The sequence below is a fragment of the Dyadobacter sp. 32 genome, assembly GCF_902506755.1.
GTDB lineage: Bacteria > Bacteroidota > Bacteroidia > Cytophagales > Spirosomataceae > Dyadobacter.
This window is the reverse complement of record NZ_LR735258.1, coordinates 6,911,521-6,927,875: the sequence shown is the minus strand read 5'-3', so window position 1 is coordinate 6,927,875 and position 16,355 is coordinate 6,911,521. Positions and strand designations below refer to the sequence as shown.

Here is a 16,355-nt window from a genome sequence, read left to right as displayed (position 1 = left end):
ATTCCTGTCGCCTAATTTTGTTTTGATGCCAACATTTGTCCTGCATTTATCAGAACCAATCATTCTTCTGACTGGGGCGGGCATTTCCGGAGACGGCGCTTTACAATGACCGTTGCAGACGATAAACTATTCTTACAGAGGGTGAGCTCCTTTAGTAAGCCACCCTCTGTCCTGTAATCTTCACTACCGGATAGCAGTCACGCACTTATGTTGCTATGGAACCAGCACAAAAGTACTGACCGTCTCGCGGTCACCGATGGCCAGCCGAAGCGTGTAGGTGCCGGCGGAAACCTGGGGCAGGTTTAATGTTACGTTTTCCTCTGGTGATACTTTCAGGTCGGGGTTTTGGTAAATGATCCTTCCCTGTATATCGTAAACAGTCGCCATCGCACCCGTTGCCTGGCGCAGGCCGGTCATCTTAAAACGGATATGCCTGGCCTGGCCCGGGTTGGGAAATGCCGTTACCGCTAGCGGCCCCGCACCGCCGCGGACGGCAATGATGGTGCTGTAAGCAAAGGTGCCGTCAAAATCCACCTGTTTTAAGCGATAATATGTATACGTTCCGAACGTGTTGGGGTCAGGCCACTGGTACTGCACATTGGAGGAAGCGTTTCCGTGGCCTTTTACGGTGCCAACAGTCTCGTATCCCAGGGCAGGATTAAGTGTGCGTTCGACCTCGAAATAATCGTTGTTTACCTCGCTGGTGGTCTCCCATTTGAGCAGCACGTTTTCCTCATCCAGGCGCGCACCCGTAAAGTACAGGAGCTCCACAGGAAGTGGCGCCAGCAGGCAGGTTCTTGGATCCCCGCATGGATCGCGGTTGGCAACCAAATCGATAACGAATTGCTGAATATAATAACCTGGCCTGGTCCTGGCTATCAGACTTTCTACCTGTGCTATAGTCTCCGACACGGATTCCTGTGCGTTTGCCTGAGGCATGGTACCGCCAATAGCGCCCACAAACAACGTGATAAGCAGAATGAAGTTTTTCATAAGTTAAATACGTGCTAATCTAACTCTGAATTGCCTCCGGAGACGTCCCATGTGAATACGTTCGCTATGGAATAGTTCCCAGTTTTGATGTCCTGCCGGTAGACAGTCCTTTTCATGGTTTTATATACTGCCTTGTAGCTCTCCGCAATCATGAAACAGGACGCACAGTCCTCAGCCGAACTATTCATGATCTCTGTAATGAACACGTCTTCGATTTCGACTTTGTGGGCTACGGCAGGAGCGCCCTTTGAGTTTGTGACCAACCAAATAATCTCCATCTTGGGTATGGACGTACCCTTTGCAATACGATAATTCAGCTGGTTCGAAAAAGCGTCTACATGTTTAGTAAATTGGACTTCTAAGGGCCTTGCCGGTGCTACGTCAGCCCCGCCACCATGGTCCCAACTTGCTTCCGACTGGGCCCCTAACTGAAAGCTGGAAAGCGGTGCATAATCTGTGTAGCCCATGGTGGTACTAAGGCCGGTGGTGAGACTGCCTGCCTTTACAAGAATTTGCTGGCCGTGGGATAAGGTGGCCATACTGCATAAAAATAGCAATAAAATGGGTAAACGCATTTTCATAGATTGAGTTTTTATGTAAAATAATCCATAAATGTATGGACAAAAGTTTTATTGTAACCGAAAGATTCGATAATTTTTTGCGTCGCAATGTAAGGTGTGGCGAACATCAAATTGAATTGTAGCTCTACTGACTACCTATGCCCAAAATATTGTATAAACAACTGATAATCAACAATCAATAATTATCTTAAAATCGAAAAATGTTGTACACCTGCGGTTAAAATGTTCTAATATCCATGCTTCGTTCATCGTCCGCAGGCAGGATCCGCTTCCACTCTTCCGGGACCAGGGTAGTGCGTCGTGGAAATTGCATTATACGTATAATGCTTAACGGGAACCTGTCGGTCATTTAACCAACGCCGTAGGTGCGTACCCAAAATGTTTTTTAAAAGCATACGAAAAGTGGGACAGGTTTTCAAAGCCTACTTCGTAGCAAACATCGACAGGTTTCCGTTTGTTTTCTACAAACTGGTAGTGGGCCAGCTCGAGGCGCTTTTGGGTAAGCCAGCGTTGCGGGGTGGTGTTGAAGACCTTACTGAAATCGCGTTTGAACGTGGTGAGGCTACGTCCTGTCAGGTAGCCGAACTTTTCCAGCGGCAGATTGAACATGAAGTTTTTTTCCATATAACCGGCCAGGTCAATTTTGCCGGGTTCGTCTAAGTTGGCCAGCACGTTGTCAATCCCTTTGTCGATGGCCCGGAGAATACTGATAGCTTCAGTGATTTTCAGCGCGGCAATATTTTCGGGAAGATCGGTGATGTCAAAATATGGAACCAGTGAGGCCAGGCAGCTTTTCAGCAAAGGGTGATCGTGGAAACGGTATATTTTCTGCGATTCAGCGGCAGTGGGTTTTACAGGCAGGTTGGCATAATAATCCCTCAGCCGTTTGGTGGTGAGGTGCATGACCACCGTTTTATGTGGCTGCCCGTCTTTGGGGTAATTGATGATCGTTGCCAGTTGGTTTCTGGGGATCAGAAAAATATCACCTTCCCTGAAAATGTAAGTGGCATCGGCCTGCACAATTTTGGTCTCTCCGGAAATGAACCAGATCAGCATGTGGTGGTCGAACATGATGTCGGACTTGAAAAACTTGTCTTCGTAACAGGAAAGTTTGATGTCGTCGGTAATGTATTTCGCCTGGTATTCCATTGGTAACAAGTTCGGGTTAATGAGGGTCACTACAATTTGTAAAAGTAAGTCTGCAAAGTGATGTGCACCAGGCACAAGCCTGGAATTTTACATGTTCGGCTGGTCTGATGCCACATCTTTACGGACAAGCAAATATTAAGCACATCGTTTCCATCCTGGCGGCCTGGCGCAAATGCTCTCCCTTGGATGATGCCCCGCGTGAGGGATAGAAGCGGCATCCTTTTGTGGAGCTTTCGCGGAACAAAAGATACAGCGGATAGCCCATCCCTTCAGGGCACGCCCAAGGCATTGTTATCAAAGTTCAAATGCGATGCCGGTCACTTCCTCGCTCCATGTCCAGAGGCGTTTTGCATTGGCTTCATCCAGCGCGTAGCGTTTTACGCCCGGTGACATTTCCGTGTCGGAAGCCAGTGCGGCAATGTCCGCATCTTCGCAGTATACACCACCAATCGAATTGAGCAATGGGCTCGTGGCGCACCAGACGGTCGTGGCTGCGCCTTGGGGAATGGTTTTGAGGGAGGCGGCTACTTCGGGGAGCATCTGGCCATCGGCGTCCAGAAATCCCATTTGCTGAAAGAGCTCCAGCGGGGCATCCCGGCCCAGTTCCGTGCCCCCAATAGAACCCGGATGCAGCGAATACGCTCTGACCTGAAATTTTTTGGCACGGTTGTCGAGTTCGAGGGTAAACAAATTGCTGGCGGTTTTGGATTGCCCGTAGGCTTGCAAGGTTTCGTATTCGCGGTGGTGAAAATTGGGGTCCGTGAAATCAAAAGACGCAAATTGGTGTCCTTGAGAGGAAACGTTGATGACTCTGGCCCCACCAGCAGTCTTAAGTGCGGGCCAAAGCCGGGAGGTCAGTTGAAATTGCGCCAGATAATTGGTTGCGAGCTGCGATTCGATGCCCCGGCTGTCTCTGCGCAGCGGCACCCACATAATGCCGGCATTGTTGATCAGCAGATGAAGCGGGCGGCCCGATGCCCGGAATTTTTCGGCAAAAGCGTCAATCGATGCCGGATCCATGAGGTCCATGGTTTCCAGTTCGACGTTGGCTACGCCCGCCAGATTTCTTTTTGCCTTGTCGATATCCCTGGCAGGCACGACCACCGTAGCACCGGCTGCTGCCAGGGTTTTGGTGGTTTCGAGGCCGATGCCGGTGTTACCGCCCGTGACGATGGCGATTTTCCCGGTCAGGTCTATGTTTTTGCTGACTTCACTGGCTGTGGATGTGGCGTTGAATCCTGAACCGACGGGCTGCTGCAACGCACCCTGATGATTGTTTTGTCCCATGCTGTTCAAAAGTTTATTGGTTTTTGTTGGGACAAATGTAGGGTGGAAATCTTGGGGCGACTTTGTTCAAACGTCCGGATATGCTTTGTTTAAAAGGCCAAGGAATGTTTTTTGCGAAGGGCTGGGCAGGATGATCCGTTTAAGAGGGAAGCTCTCCGACGCCCGAGGGAAGCTACCAGCTCGTCCATCCGCCATCGACCAGCAGATTCTGTCCGGTAATGAACGAGGACGCATCGGAGGCCATAAACACAATGGGTCCTTTGATATCGTCATCGTTGGCAAAGCGACCGAGCGGGGTGAGTCGTTTGTAGTTTTCCACAAATTCCTCATTGCCGCTCATCTGCGCCACACCTGGCCCATACCCTCCCGGACTGATGCAATTTGCCCGGATGTTGTACTTCCCATAATAGTTGGCAAGCCATTTGGTAAAACCTACCATACCCCATTTGTCATAGGTATAATTGACCGGGCTGGTCATGCCTGTACTTCCGTATACGGGAAAATTAGGCCCTACCGCCCCCTGTATCGAACTGATGTTGATGATGCTGCCCGACTGTTGTGACACCATGATTCGGACCACCGCCTGGGTGATGAGCACCATACCAGTGGAATTGATCCGCTGCGCCTTTTCCCAGCTATTCCGGTCAATATCTTCCAGATTTTTGAATCCTTCCCTCGAAACCGCATTGTTGACCAGGACATCGATCCGGCCATATTTGGCCTTCACCTCCCCGACAAAGTCCCGAATGGAGTTTTCATCTTCCAGATCCAGCGCCATGCCTTCGGCAAGAAACCCATTTGCACGGATCGAGGCAGCGAAGTCCCGACATTTCTGAACATTTCGTGAAGCAATGATCACCGTTGCGCCAGCCTCTGCAAGGGCAATGGAAATGGGCGTACCAAAGAACCCGGATCCCCCGGTAACAATGGCTATTTTATTTTTAAGACTGAATAAGGTGGACATGTTTTTTATTTGGCTTTCAGCGGTTGGCTTTTGGCGGTTGGCTTTAGGATTGGTGGCGGTTAGCAGCTCAGTTTTATTGTTAAATTGTTTTATTGTTACATTGCTTTATTGTTTTATCGCTTTACTCCACTAATCCGGCCCGCCTATTAACCTTTAAGCAATTAGACCTTTAACCATTCAAAAATTAACAATTAGTCAATTTAACTATTCAACAATTCAACATTCTTAATTCATAAGTCATAATTCTTCATTCCTAACTCACCTAACCCCCACCACCGTCGGCGTCCGGATGCCGGGTTTCACTTCACCGCTTACGTAAATCCACTGGTTGTTCCAGAACACCACAGGAAGTGTCACTCTGGATGGAATTTTGGTTTGCTCCCCGATGTATTCCCAGCTGTCGGTTTCAGGGAAATAATACAACATACTTTGAATGATACCGGGGTGTGTAGCCGGGGTTTTGTACTGGGCCGTGACGGCGTCCACCCCACCCCAGAACAGAAACCGATCGTTGTTTAAGACCGGCAGGATGGTACCACCTGCCGACATACCCCGCGGCATGGGGGCCAGTTTCTCCCACGATGCCGTCCATTTATTGTCTTTTTTAGAGAGGGACATACGGAAGCTGTCCAGTAAGATGGTTCTGAACTTCTCCCCTTTGGAATTCAAATCCGTTGTTTCGCCACCGAATAAATAACACTGCCCTTTGTACAGGGTACACACGGGAAACAGCATCTCCCGGCCAGGCCAGGTCTCCAGCTCAAACCAGCCCCCGGAAATATTTTTCAGGTCCAGCGCAAGGCATTTTTTCATGGGTGAGGCCGTTGCGGAGCCGGCACCACCAAACATGACGATGACATCGCCCATCAGCAGCCCGGCCATGTTGGCAATCGGAACCGGCAGTGGCGGATACTCCGTTTCCAAAATCCTGGTACCGTTCCATTCCAACCCTTTTACCCGGCTCAGATGGCCATTTTCGTTACTTCCACCAATCAGGATGATCTTGTGCTCATAACTGACAGAAACCCCATAGCCCGATGGCTCCGGCAATTTCTCCACGGCCTTGATCCATGTTTTCCCGTTTTGCAAAACATAGATGTCATCGTACCATTTCTTTTTACCACCTTCCCACGGAAATTTCTGTGGAAAATTGGCTCCTCCCATGGCGACAAGTGCCCCGTGGCTTACACCTGCATACATCCCTGCCCAACCCTTTCCTCCGGGAAGAACTGGCAATTGAGACCACTGAATGGCGGTTTGCGCCATGCTATCTGACATCATCGACATAAAAATGAAAAGCAAAGAGAAAGTTAATTTTTTCATCAAGGGTTTTGGTTAAATCTCAACGGTGATCAGCAACACGGCTCCCGGGCCGGGCTCACCATATCCGCCGGTAACCAGAAGCTTTTTGATTGACGGAGTATCTTCTACAAAATGTAGGTTGCTGGTCAGCGGGAGGCCGGTATCCAGGGTAAAAAGCAACTCACCATGTTCGGATAAAACCTGTATAGCCTGCATGCCGTAATGTGCCACCCACAAGTTTCCTTCTCCGTCCAGGGCGAGTCCATCGGGCAGGCTGGAGATGATACTGCCCGAAACATGACCGGGAAGGTCTGCAAATAGCTGCGGTGCACCCAGGGCAATGCCGGGTTCAGCGAGCTCAATATGCAAGATTCGGTTCTGATAACTTTCTGCCACATAGAGCTTTTGCTCATTGGCAGACAACACGAGCCCATTGGCATAATCAATCCCCTCCGCCAGGACCGCTTCCCTGCCATTGGCCCCTTTAAAAAACACCTTCCCGTCCTTGCGGATGGAATCGGTAAAATATAGGTTCCCGCCGGAATCTACCGTCAGATCATTCGGTGACTGCACAGCAACACCTGCACAAGTGTCTTTTACCAAAAAACCAGCGAACTTCCCATCCGGGTCGTACCGGGCAATCGCGGAATCCCTGCTGTCGCAAAACCAGTGTGCTCCATTTTTGAGGATGATCTGGCCATTCGGGCAGGTCCCATTGCTCCATGCTGTATAGGTGCTGTGGCGATCTATCTTCCCTACAAAACCGCCTGTTAAAGCGGTGAAATAAAAATTCCCATCTGTATCCATGGCCGGACCTTCGGTATAAAAGGGTAAGTCCAGGAGCTTTACAATGCTTGATTTTGGCATGGTTGGGTTATTGGTTGCGACCCGAAGTTTGTGGGCTAAATTGATGCAGTAATATATTGCTAGATTGCTGCTGTCGCGCGGTTGAACAACTGTTCATAATACGGCCGACCCTATTCAATTTAACCTTATATCTTACATGGTGCTTCTACTCAAAGGGAAACATGGGTTTTCTTCTGTTTTTGTATGTAAATAGCGTCATATCCGCCTGGGTTACGCCGGGGGTATCAACCTGGATAACCGCGGGACATACCGGTGCATAGGCAGCAATGGGCGCATTCACTCCTTTGGCCACAATGACGTCGAAGTCAATGGGATCTAGACCAAAAGAAGTCATCTGCCTCAGGCTGTAAGGAGGTGTCCGTTTCGTTGTGAGCATGACGGTATTTCCTGTGGCGGTCGTCACAATCACCGTTGGCCCCATATCATAATTGACAAAGCCGCCATGTTTGGGGGTATCTTCGGTAAAGATCCCGTCGAGAACCTGTTGCAGTGTAACGGAGGTTTCATACCTGGTTGCGCCAAAGGTGAGATCGAAACGATCACCTGGCTTCTGTTGGGAAGCCACAACAACGGCTGCCGGGTCGTACACACAGATAAAGACCTTTGAATACGGCTGTTTTTCAAGAAATTCGAGCAGATGTGTGCTATCTCCGGGAGCACCCCCACCCACGTTGTCGCCCATGTCAAGCATCAAAACCGGCTTTTCAGCAGCGATAACCTGATCAAAAACCGAGGCTATCCCTGTTTTAACGCCATTGAAATCTTCTTTACGGGGAATAATGTAATCAATCAGGTTTTCGGCCACTTCGCCAAGAAACAGATCCGAGTGAAATATATTTTTCGGATCGGCTATGAGAATAAAGGCAGATCCCATTTCAGCCACATCGGCATAGGGAAACCCTAGCAGCACACTGGCAGAAAGCAATTCCCGCTGTTGCTTCACATGCGCTACATATTCGAAAAGCGATTTGCAGGGATCCCTGGAAGTATATTGCTGCTCAATGCTGATGGCCATGGGAAGTTGCACCAGCTGCTGAACAGGGTGCATATTGCCGCGTAAAGTTTCTATGAGGATCCATGCCGCCTGCCGGCCTGTTTCGTACTGATCCACGTGCGGGTTGGTACTGTAGGCAATCAGGGCCTCCGTGGCTTTCACCATAGCCTGGCTGACGTTGGCATGTGGGTCGAGCGTTCCGGTCACCGGGATTTTCGGGCCCAGCTTTTGTCGCAATTCGGTGAGCCAGTGGCCATCCATATCCGGGTAGCCATCGGCCACGCCAGCACCATGAGGCACAACGATGCAACCATCCACAGGTAAAACCTGATCCAGGGCAAGCATCATCTGCGCTAAAATGGACTCGTACGCATCCCGGGTAATGAGCCCACCGGGTGTAGCGGAGACGTAGAAAACGGGAACAAGTTCCATATCCTCGCACGCATCCACGGCTGCTATAACACCGCTGATCTCATGATGCGCTCCTTCATACTCCTTCCTGATCGCATCTCCCACCAGCCAATATCCATTTTTGAAATCCTCCAGCGTGGTGGGGATTTCAATGAAGGTGTTGGTTTCGTGGTAGATTCCCAGGAGGGCGATTTTCTTTCTAGCTGTTAGCGGTTGGCGGTTAGCGGTTGGCATGAGGTCCATAGTCTAGATTAACAGATACTTTTCAAATACTCCTTCAATCTGTAAACTCCAGTGATCGGCATATTCTGTAAGAGAGCGGATAGCTAATCGCTATGAGCTAATTGCTATTTTGCTAAATTACAAACTACATCCACTTCAAACTTCAACAAATCGCCGAGGCAGCCGATCAGGGTGGTTCTGGCTGGGAAAGGCTCTTTGAAATATTCGCGGTAAATGGCGTTGAACTCGGCCAGATATTCCTGCTTGCCCACGTAATTTCTTACCTGGACGGCATCGTCCAGGCTCGCTCCGGCAGCTTCCACAATCCTTTTCAGATTATCGAACGACCGCCGGCATTCTCCTTCAAAGGTATCGTTGACAATGGCCCCAGTGTCGTCAACCGAGGCTTGTCCTGACACAAAAAGATAATCTCCCGAAATGATCCCGGCTGAAAATGGCAAATGACTCTTGGGTATGCCAGCCCCTGATACTACTGTTTTTTTACTCATAATACGCCAAATTTTAAATATGCATCCATTGCTTTCATTCCCCCCTTTATTGCATCCCTGGTAATGTTTTCGGCAGACACTTTCTGAAGTGCTGCTTTAATCACCTCCTCTTCCACCTCTCTAGGTATTACTACGATTCCGTCCTCATCGGCCATGACAATATCACCGGGACAGAATTTCACTCCGTCAATCTCAACCGTAACGTCCAGGTCAATAACACGTTGGCGGTTCTGACTATCGTAAGGATTTTTTGATGTGGCAAAAACAGGGAAACCCATTTCTTTCATTTTATCAATATCCCGCACGGCACCATGCACGATGACACCTTCGCAACCACTGTTGCGAGCAGCGGTAGACAACAATTCCCCCCAGATGCCCGAGCGGTTGGAGCCGCCTGCGGCCCCTATGAGGATATCCCCGGGCTGGCAGGAATCTACGGCTTTCAGTTCCAGCTCGTAGGGATTCGTGTCTACATCATACATGTCTGCCCAAAGAGTGGTTTTACACCTTCCGATCAATTTGCTGATGCCTGTGTAGGCATGAAATGTGATTCGGGTTGCCTGGTTTTTGTACCCCAGCTGATCCAGTACATCGGAGATCACGGCAACGTAAAGCTGGTCTTTCAGTTCTTGTAAATTCATTTTAGGATATGAACGCTTGCCTCCCGGCTACGATTGATTAAAAAATTATTGTTCAAAAAATGGGTACCATCACCCCTCTTCCTGCAATTCAGCTGGTTGCTTTGGCCGGACCATGTATAACAATCCTGCACAGATCAGCAAGGAAAACGCTGCCACCCGGAACATGACATCCAGATCAACATGGGCATCACGCAAAACGCCTCCTGCATAAAGTCCGATCCCGCCGACAATGCAAGCCACCAGATTTAAAAAACCGTAGCCAGTTGCCAGATATTTCGGACTGATGATCATACACAAAATGGGCATCATGTTGGCATCCAGAAAGGTTCTCGTAAATGCATAAACCATAAAACAGCCGATGGCAACGGACAAAATCGTCGTGCTGCTTGCGATAAATATGCCGGGAGCCGCTAGGATCAGTCCGATAACAGGCACCATGATTCTGGCTCTCGGATAGGTCCTGCTCCACCTGTCGGCCAGGTAACCGCCCGTAAGCACACCTACCAATGAAGCCGTATGAAAATAACCCGTGGCATACAGCCCGGCCACACTTTGGGAAAGGTTGAAATGTTCTTTATAGTAAGTAGGCAGCCAACCCACCACCATCCAGCTTACGATGCTACCCATGGCCCAGAAGGTAAGTGCCAAAAGGTATGTTTTGTTACCCAAAATTTCCCGGATGGCATTTTTGAAACCAATATGGGGAACCGCCACGGAATTTTCCACAACCAGCTGGGGTGCCTCCTTGCGGTCGCGGAGAGAAAACAACAACACCAGCGAATACACCATGCCAATCATCCCGAATATGATGAATGCAAAATTCCAGGTACGGTTTTCGGCCAGCCAGCCTCCGATAAACCCAAGGCTCTGACCAATCATGATGCCACCCATATGGATGCCGACGGCCAGCGACCGGGTATTGCCTCTGTGGTAGTCTACGATCAGAGCCAGGGCAGCCGGAATGTAGCAGGCCTCGCTGATACCCATGAGGGCACGGGTGAGCAGCAGTTCTTCGAAAGTGGTCGCGTGTGCCGTAAGCCATGTCACCACCGACCACACAAAGAGGCTCCCGATAATCACCCGGCTTCGATTGTAACGATCGGCCAGAAAACCCGCCAAGGGACTCAGTAGACCATAGATCCAGAGAAAAAGGGAGGTAAGCAAACCAAACTGCGCATCGGTCATCGGGATTTCCTCCAGAATTGATCCCCGCATGGTGGTGATCATCATACGATCCAGGTAATTGAGGCAGCCCACCACACACAGCAGCGCCACAATCACCCAGGGGTAAATGCTCTTTTTCGAAATGACCGGTACTGCTGTTTCACTCATGGTCTATTGGTTTAACTAATTTTACTTTGATAATGCCATTTACGTGGCTGAAATGGTTGGTTGTTGTGTTGTTATATTGATTATTATATTGCTGATTAACAGCATTCAAAATCACTTAATCGCAGCAATTCAACCGCCGGGCGGTCCGCAACTCATCAATTCAGCAATTCAACAACTCATCAATTCAAAAATTCAAAAATTCAAAAATTTGACTAAATCCCTCTTCCCGCTCCACAACCCCTACCTCAGGTAAGCCAAAATTCCGCTCCACGGCACCCATATCCTTGAAGCCACTGCCGGTAACCAGGCAGACCACAGTCTCATGAGCTGCTACCTCTTTTCGTTTAACGGCATTTTCCAGTCCGGCCAGGGCCACAGCACCGGCTGGCTCGCAAAATATGCCTTCCTTCTGCGCCATTATTTTTTGCCATCTGAACACATCCTCATCGCTCACCACATATCCGTTACCGCCCGATTGGCGGCAATTTTCGATCACCTGATCTCCGTCAATAACACTGGCCACCTGCAGGCCGCTTACCGTGGTCACCGATGCCCTGACAGATTTTGCTACCAAAGCCCCGTTTCTGAGCGGCGAAGCGATGGTGTCATTTCCCTCGGGTTGTACACAGTTCACTTTGGTGCCAGGCAGTACAGCGGAAGCCCCTTTCGTCACGGCCAGGGTAAGTCCACCCCCACCCGCGGGTGAAAAAATATGATGCACCTTCGGCCCGAGTTCTTCTGCTATTTCATACACGATCGTCTGCACCCCGTCCATGGCCGACGGGCAATAGCGATAGGCGCTAATGGGTAAAGGCAGTTCCCTGGCCGAACATATCGTTTCCAGGTCATCAAAAATCCGCATTGTTGTCTCCGCATTTTTACCAAAATCTTTAACCATCAGGATATGAGCTCCATACAGTTGCATCTGTTTTATTTTAGGCAAAGGTGCTCCATCCACCACAACCAGAATGCAGGCAATTCCGGCAGCGGCACAGTAGGCGGATAAAGCGGCTCCGGTATTTCCGCTCGAGGTGGCGATGCAAACGTTTTTCCCCTTAGCACGCATTTCACTCACCAGCACTGATGCGAAACGATCCTTGTACGAACCCGTCGGGTTCAGGTTTTCGAGCTTAAAATACAGATTGGGAATACCCAGCGCATGGCCAATAGACCGCGACCGAACCAAAGGCGTCTGCCCCTCTCCCAGGAGCATTCGGTACTGTTCCGGAATGTCCGGTAAAATAGAATCGTACTGCCAGATCGTTTTCAAAACTCGTCGGGGAATTGTTTTTTTTTGATAGAATACTTACTAAAATTTGGCTTAAAACCACCATCAACCAGCAGTGTAGTTCCGGTAATGTAGGACGCCGATTCCGAACTTAACCACCAGATCGCCTGCGCTACTTCTTCAGGCTTTCCGCCGCGCGCAAGCGGAATAGAATCAGTAACTTCTGCGATGAGTTTTGCACTGATATTTTCCCCATCCGGATCCACATAGTCATTGCTCATTTCCGTATCAATAAAGCCCGGTGACACACCTACCACCCGGATTCCGCTACGACCGTAGGTGATTGCAGTTTCTTTGATAAGACTTTCCAAGGCTCCCTTCGCAGCAATATAGGCCGAACCAGTGCCAGAAGGGCGTTCGGACATCATACTGGTGATATTGATGATGACCCCGCCGGTTTGCATGCGCTCCATCACTTCCGCAGCCCACTTGGTAAGGAACGCCGGTGCCGTCAGGCATATTTTCAGTGTTTTTTCCCAAATACGCATGTCCATCGTCCGCAAACTTTCGATCGTACGCCAGGCGGCATTATTCACCAGAACGTCCACCCGACCCCATTTCGCGATGGTTTTGTCAATAATAATTTTGAGATAATTTTCATCAGAGAGGTCACCAGGTAATAAAATACAACCTGCATCATATTGGTTTTCAAGCTCCACTGCCAGGGAGATAAGCCCCTTTTCTTCCACATCGCAAAGTGCAAGCCGAAAACCCCCGCGGGCAAATATTTTCGCCGTTGCCCGCCCGATGCCCCCGGCAGCTCCCGTAATGACTACTACTTTTGGATCATCCATAAATCTCTATTTTTCCAGGTTTTTCAATAGGCAGAATGCCGCCCAAAGCATCTCCCTTGTTTACCTTCACCAGCACTCTCTGTAAAAATGCTATACCAGAAATATCCGCTACCACCTCAACCGAATCACCCGTAAGCGGGTTTATTATCTTTCCCCAGCGCTGGCCCGCTCGAACTTGTTCTCCCAGTGTAACCTCGGCCACAAAAATCCCGTCTGCCGGCGAAGGCATCTTACCCTGAAGAAAACCGCTGTCGGGCCGGCTGTCTTCCACCCAAAACCGCTCAGCGGCAGACTGTTCCAAAACCGGCCCATCCACCATACCCAGGCTTTTCAACATATTGATAAAACCATGTTTATATGCTTCTGCCACCTGCGTACGAACACCAGTACCGCCCCCGTATTCGAGGTAAATCGCGGGTACTCCTGCATCCCGTGCTATTGAAAGCGTACGTCCCTCCGGCCGGTGTTCCGTTCCCCAAACGATGGGTAAATTAAAAGCCAATGCCATTTTCCGTTGCTTCTCCAGCACATCTTCCGATGGATGCAACATGTACCCAGCCAGCGGTGCGATATCGTACATCACCCCACCCGTATGCATATCCACAAAATAATCCGCCTGGGGAATCAGTTCGCTGATCCTCGCCGCAGCCACTTGTGAGGCACTACCGTTGACCTCACCCGGGCAGATGCGGGCCAGGTCCAGGCCATCGGAGCCATAGCGCCTTGCCCGTTCATAGGCACTCTCATTCACCACAGTCACAATCCACACCCTGCCCTTGACCAGCTTCCCCGGCAACGCTTCCAGCAATGCCAGTGCCGCCAGCATGGGCTCATACTCATCCCCATGCACCCCCGCCGACACCAATACCAAAGGCCCCTCAACGCCGGAATCTATTTGTTTGTAATTCATACTGACCATTGAAATGAATCTCTATCCAATCTGCTTAAACCCTTTAACAATTTTGACCCCTATAACAATCTGGCAATAAAGACGAATCTCTGAACCCATGTTTCCATCCCGTTAAGCCGTTAACCATTAACCCCGTCAGAAATTCAACGCAGCCCAAAGCTCCACTCAGTGCTCCCCTTCATAATATGCCCCCCCGCAGGTAGGTTCTTTTGGGTCAAAAATCGATAGTTTCTTAAAAAGCAAACGAGCGATTTCCTGATGCCCTTTTTCACCCGGATGGAGCGGATCATTGAGCCATTGCCGGTACACATTCACAGAGGTATCATTTTTCATAGTATCCTCCCAGTGCTGGTAATTGTCGACCAATATTGCATTTCTGTTCCCTGCAACCTTCCGGATTACCGGTACGTACAAGGGCAATGTGGCCCCACGGTCCGGGGCTTTTTCGGGAATGACGATATTGGGCGTATGAAGGATGGGAATGGCGCCGGAAGCTCTGATTTTTGTGATGATCATGTCCAGATTTTTTTCAAAAACTTCCAGTGTTATTCCTTTTCTGATACAGTCATTGGTTCCTAACATCAGCGAGACAACCGCGGGTCTGAACTGGCTGACCCGCCATTCAAAATCGTCTAAAATATTGGCCGTTGTGTTTCCGCTGATGCCGGTATTGATCACCACATCCCTCATTCGCTGCATTTCCCAGCGAATCCGCTCGCCAAACACCTCAGGATAAGATCGATACCCTTTGGTATGCTTTGCTCCGTGTGTAATACTGTCTCCAGTAAAAAGCCAGATCGCCGGCTTATCTTTCGCGTTGAGCAAGGTTGCTATTTTCTCAAGATCCTTAGTGGCATCCTCAGACTTTACCTTAGTTCCCGAACCCCCAAAAACACCCTGGTTCACTATACCGGTAAGCAGGGCACCGAGGCCTGTTGCTTTCAGAAATTTTCGCCTCGACGGCAGGAGATTTTCCATCATTTGTAAAGCCATTTCTGATTCAGACGCGTGATGTTGACCTGTGCCAATTGGGTAGTGCCCGCACAATATCCAAGCAGCACTTCTTTTTTGGTGAAATGGATCGCCGTATAGCAATACCATCCTTTGGGATCACTTTCGATATTTTTGATATGGAGCCAGGTTTTGCCTTCGTCCTTGGATATGGCAACGGTTAACGGCGTGCGTACGCCCCCGTGCCAGGCTGCTTCCTTCACCTTATTGTTGTTCCAAACCAACAGCAAATCGCCGGTCGAAGGGATTCTTGCCATGGATGCCGGAGAAACAGGAGAATGAATGTCGCTGGGTTCGATATGACTCCATGTAAGTCCCTTGTCACTTGAATAGGACAGTTGCTGAAACCCGCTATCGGTACGGATAAACATCAGAATCCTGCCATCCTTAAGTTCAATGAGGCCGGGTTCCTGCGTAACGATATCTTTGGTATTGGGCACCGCTGCTCCCGACTTCCATGACGCGCCGTTGTCATCGGAAAAGTAGCTGTACAGGGTGGCCTTAGCCTGCCATTTCCCATCCAGAGACCGGTGCATGGCCACAGCCATCATAATTCTCCCGTCTTTCAACTGGATCACCCGGTTGTTGTTCAGTACAAAATATCCCTTCCGGTCCGTGATACAGGGTATGGGTGCGCTCCAAGTTTTTGCTTCATCGGAAGATATCCGCATCAAAGGAATACAGTCGGTCTCCGAGTTTTTTTTGAGATAAAACAATGCGATTTTGCCGTTTTGGAGTCTCAAAAGTGATACCGACATGACGTTCATATCTCCTTCCCGCTCCACCACCAGTTGATCGTCGGCAGACCAGGTTTTCCCTCCATCGGCCGACACTCTGCTTGCCAGGTATGCCGGTGCATGATCGCTGGTAGACTTGCCCGTATAGCGGCTGTAAACAAACAGAATACGACCGTCTTTTAAGGTGATAAAATCGCCTTCACTATTGCGGGGATTGTCTTCACCCGGGGCCAGTTGAAGTGCCAGGGCTTGTCTTTTGTTCTTTTGCGAAAATGCGCTCGTACTGCATAAACCTGAAATAATCAGCAGTAAAACAGCATATTTCCTTAGCGGAGAAGGTGTTTTTTTCATAAGGTTACAGGA

The 16,355-nt window shown here is 49.6% G+C and carries 16 protein-coding genes; all 16 read right to left on the bottom strand.

Annotated features, from left to right (window positions below):
* Window positions 1–213: 213 nt before the first annotated feature.
* The 16 genes from DYADSP32_RS28295 to DYADSP32_RS28220 all read right to left on the bottom strand — a co-directional run bounded on the left by DYADSP32_RS28295 (window position 214) and on the right by DYADSP32_RS28220 (window position 16,343).
* Window positions 214–993, bottom strand: coding sequence for a T9SS type A sorting domain-containing protein (locus DYADSP32_RS28295; RefSeq protein WP_149239618.1), 780 nt, complete (start codon window positions 991–993; stop codon window positions 214–216).
* 14 nt (window positions 994–1,007) lie between these two features.
* Window positions 1,008–1,574, bottom strand: coding sequence for a type VI secretion system tube protein Hcp (locus DYADSP32_RS28290; protein WP_149239619.1), 567 nt, complete (start codon window positions 1,572–1,574; stop codon window positions 1,008–1,010).
* A gap of 345 nt (window positions 1,575–1,919) precedes the next feature.
* A complete protein-coding gene (locus tag DYADSP32_RS28285) occupies window positions 1,920–2,723 on the bottom strand; it encodes a helix-turn-helix domain-containing protein (protein ID WP_149239620.1) in 804 nt (267 codons plus the stop codon).
* 294 nt (window positions 2,724–3,017) lie between these two features.
* A complete protein-coding gene (locus DYADSP32_RS28280) occupies window positions 3,018–4,010 on the bottom strand; it encodes an SDR family NAD(P)-dependent oxidoreductase (RefSeq protein WP_149239621.1) in 993 nt (330 codons plus the stop codon).
* Between the two features lie 172 nt (window positions 4,011–4,182).
* Window positions 4,183–4,974 (bottom strand): SDR family oxidoreductase, encoded by a 792-nt coding sequence (locus DYADSP32_RS28275; RefSeq protein ID WP_149239622.1) that lies wholly within the window; start codon window positions 4,972–4,974, stop codon window positions 4,183–4,185.
* A 258-nt stretch (window positions 4,975–5,232) separates the two neighbouring features.
* The gene (locus DYADSP32_RS28270; protein ID WP_149239623.1) at window positions 5,233–6,297 is read right to left on the bottom strand and encodes a hypothetical protein; all 1,065 of its coding nucleotides are present in this window, start codon (window positions 6,295–6,297) and stop codon (window positions 5,233–5,235) included.
* A gap of 12 nt (window positions 6,298–6,309) precedes the next feature.
* Window positions 6,310–7,143 carry an SMP-30/gluconolactonase/LRE family protein gene (locus DYADSP32_RS28265; protein ID WP_149239624.1) on the bottom strand — a complete coding sequence of 278 codons (834 nt, stop codon included), beginning with the start codon at window positions 7,141–7,143 and terminating at the stop codon, window positions 6,310–6,312.
* Between the two features lie 145 nt (window positions 7,144–7,288).
* A complete protein-coding gene (locus DYADSP32_RS28260) occupies window positions 7,289–8,782 on the bottom strand; it encodes a M81 family metallopeptidase (protein WP_149239625.1) in 1,494 nt (497 codons plus the stop codon).
* Between the two features lie 113 nt (window positions 8,783–8,895).
* Window positions 8,896–9,279 (bottom strand): RidA family protein, encoded by a 384-nt coding sequence (locus tag DYADSP32_RS28255; RefSeq protein WP_149239626.1) that lies wholly within the window; start codon window positions 9,277–9,279, stop codon window positions 8,896–8,898.
* A complete protein-coding gene (locus tag DYADSP32_RS28250; RefSeq protein ID WP_149239627.1) occupies window positions 9,276–9,920 on the bottom strand; it encodes an RraA family protein in 645 nt (214 codons plus the stop codon). Before DYADSP32_RS28250 ends, DYADSP32_RS28255 begins: the two co-directional genes overlap by 4 nt.
* 69 nt (window positions 9,921–9,989) lie before the next feature.
* A complete protein-coding gene (locus tag DYADSP32_RS28245; RefSeq protein ID WP_149239628.1) occupies window positions 9,990–11,252 on the bottom strand; it encodes an MFS transporter in 1,263 nt (420 codons plus the stop codon).
* 184 nt (window positions 11,253–11,436) lie between these two features.
* Window positions 11,437–12,522, bottom strand: coding sequence for a PLP-dependent lyase/thiolase (locus DYADSP32_RS28240; protein WP_414618127.1), 1,086 nt, complete (start codon window positions 12,520–12,522; stop codon window positions 11,437–11,439).
* On the bottom strand, window positions 12,519–13,334 hold the full coding sequence (locus DYADSP32_RS28235) for an SDR family oxidoreductase (protein ID WP_149239629.1): 816 nt from the start codon (window positions 13,332–13,334) through the stop codon (window positions 12,519–12,521). The genes DYADSP32_RS28240 and DYADSP32_RS28235 overlap by 4 nt, the downstream gene beginning before the upstream one ends.
* Window positions 13,327–14,244, bottom strand: a complete 918-nt coding sequence (locus DYADSP32_RS28230; protein WP_414618126.1) for a succinylglutamate desuccinylase/aspartoacylase family protein — start codon at window positions 14,242–14,244, stop codon at window positions 13,327–13,329. The genes DYADSP32_RS28235 and DYADSP32_RS28230 overlap by 8 nt, the downstream gene beginning before the upstream one ends.
* A gap of 165 nt (window positions 14,245–14,409) precedes the next feature.
* Window positions 14,410–15,225, bottom strand: coding sequence for an SGNH/GDSL hydrolase family protein (locus DYADSP32_RS28225; protein WP_414618125.1), 816 nt, complete (start codon window positions 15,223–15,225; stop codon window positions 14,410–14,412).
* Window positions 15,222–16,343: a sialidase family protein gene (locus tag DYADSP32_RS28220; RefSeq protein WP_149239631.1), complete on the bottom strand. Its 1,122-nt coding sequence runs from the start codon at window positions 16,341–16,343 to the stop codon at window positions 15,222–15,224. Before DYADSP32_RS28220 ends, DYADSP32_RS28225 begins: the two co-directional genes overlap by 4 nt.
* Between the last annotated feature and the right edge of the window lie 12 nt (window positions 16,344–16,355).

Excerpts from the sequence above, each read along its gene's own strand:
- DYADSP32_RS28295 (WP_149239618.1), bottom strand. The coding sequence starts at position 993 with ATGAAAAACTTCATTCTGCTTATCACGTTGTTTGTGGGCGCTATTGGC.
- DYADSP32_RS28290 (WP_149239619.1), bottom strand. The coding sequence starts at position 1,574 with ATGAAAATGCGTTTACCCATTTTATTGCTATTTTTATGCAGTATGGCC.
- DYADSP32_RS28285 (WP_149239620.1), bottom strand. The coding sequence starts at position 2,723 with ATGGAATACCAGGCGAAATACATTACCGACGACATCAAACTTTCCTGT.
- DYADSP32_RS28280 (WP_149239621.1), bottom strand. The coding sequence starts at position 4,010 with ATGGGACAAAACAATCATCAGGGTGCGTTGCAGCAGCCCGTCGGTTCA.
- DYADSP32_RS28275 (WP_149239622.1), bottom strand. The coding sequence starts at position 4,974 with ATGTCCACCTTATTCAGTCTTAAAAATAAAATAGCCATTGTTACCGGG.
- DYADSP32_RS28270 (WP_149239623.1), bottom strand. The coding sequence starts at position 6,297 with ATGAAAAAATTAACTTTCTCTTTGCTTTTCATTTTTATGTCGATGATG.
- DYADSP32_RS28265 (WP_149239624.1), bottom strand. The coding sequence starts at position 7,143 with ATGCCAAAATCAAGCATTGTAAAGCTCCTGGACTTACCCTTTTATACC.
- DYADSP32_RS28260 (WP_149239625.1), bottom strand. The coding sequence starts at position 8,782 with ATGCCAACCGCTAACCGCCAACCGCTAACAGCTAGAAAGAAAATCGCC.
- DYADSP32_RS28255 (WP_149239626.1), bottom strand. The coding sequence starts at position 9,279 with ATGAGTAAAAAAACAGTAGTATCAGGGGCTGGCATACCCAAGAGTCAT.
- DYADSP32_RS28250 (WP_149239627.1), bottom strand. The coding sequence starts at position 9,920 with ATGAATTTACAAGAACTGAAAGACCAGCTTTACGTTGCCGTGATCTCC.
- DYADSP32_RS28245 (WP_149239628.1), bottom strand. The coding sequence starts at position 11,252 with ATGAGTGAAACAGCAGTACCGGTCATTTCGAAAAAGAGCATTTACCCC.
- DYADSP32_RS28235 (WP_149239629.1), bottom strand. The coding sequence starts at position 13,334 with ATGGATGATCCAAAAGTAGTAGTCATTACGGGAGCTGCCGGGGGCATC.
- DYADSP32_RS28230 (WP_414618126.1), bottom strand. The coding sequence starts at position 14,244 with ATGAATTACAAACAAATAGATTCCGGCGTTGAGGGGCCTTTGGTATTG.
- DYADSP32_RS28225 (WP_414618125.1), bottom strand. The coding sequence starts at position 15,225 with ATGATGGAAAATCTCCTGCCGTCGAGGCGAAAATTTCTGAAAGCAACA.
- DYADSP32_RS28220 (WP_149239631.1), bottom strand. The coding sequence starts at position 16,343 with ATGAAAAAAACACCTTCTCCGCTAAGGAAATATGCTGTTTTACTGCTG.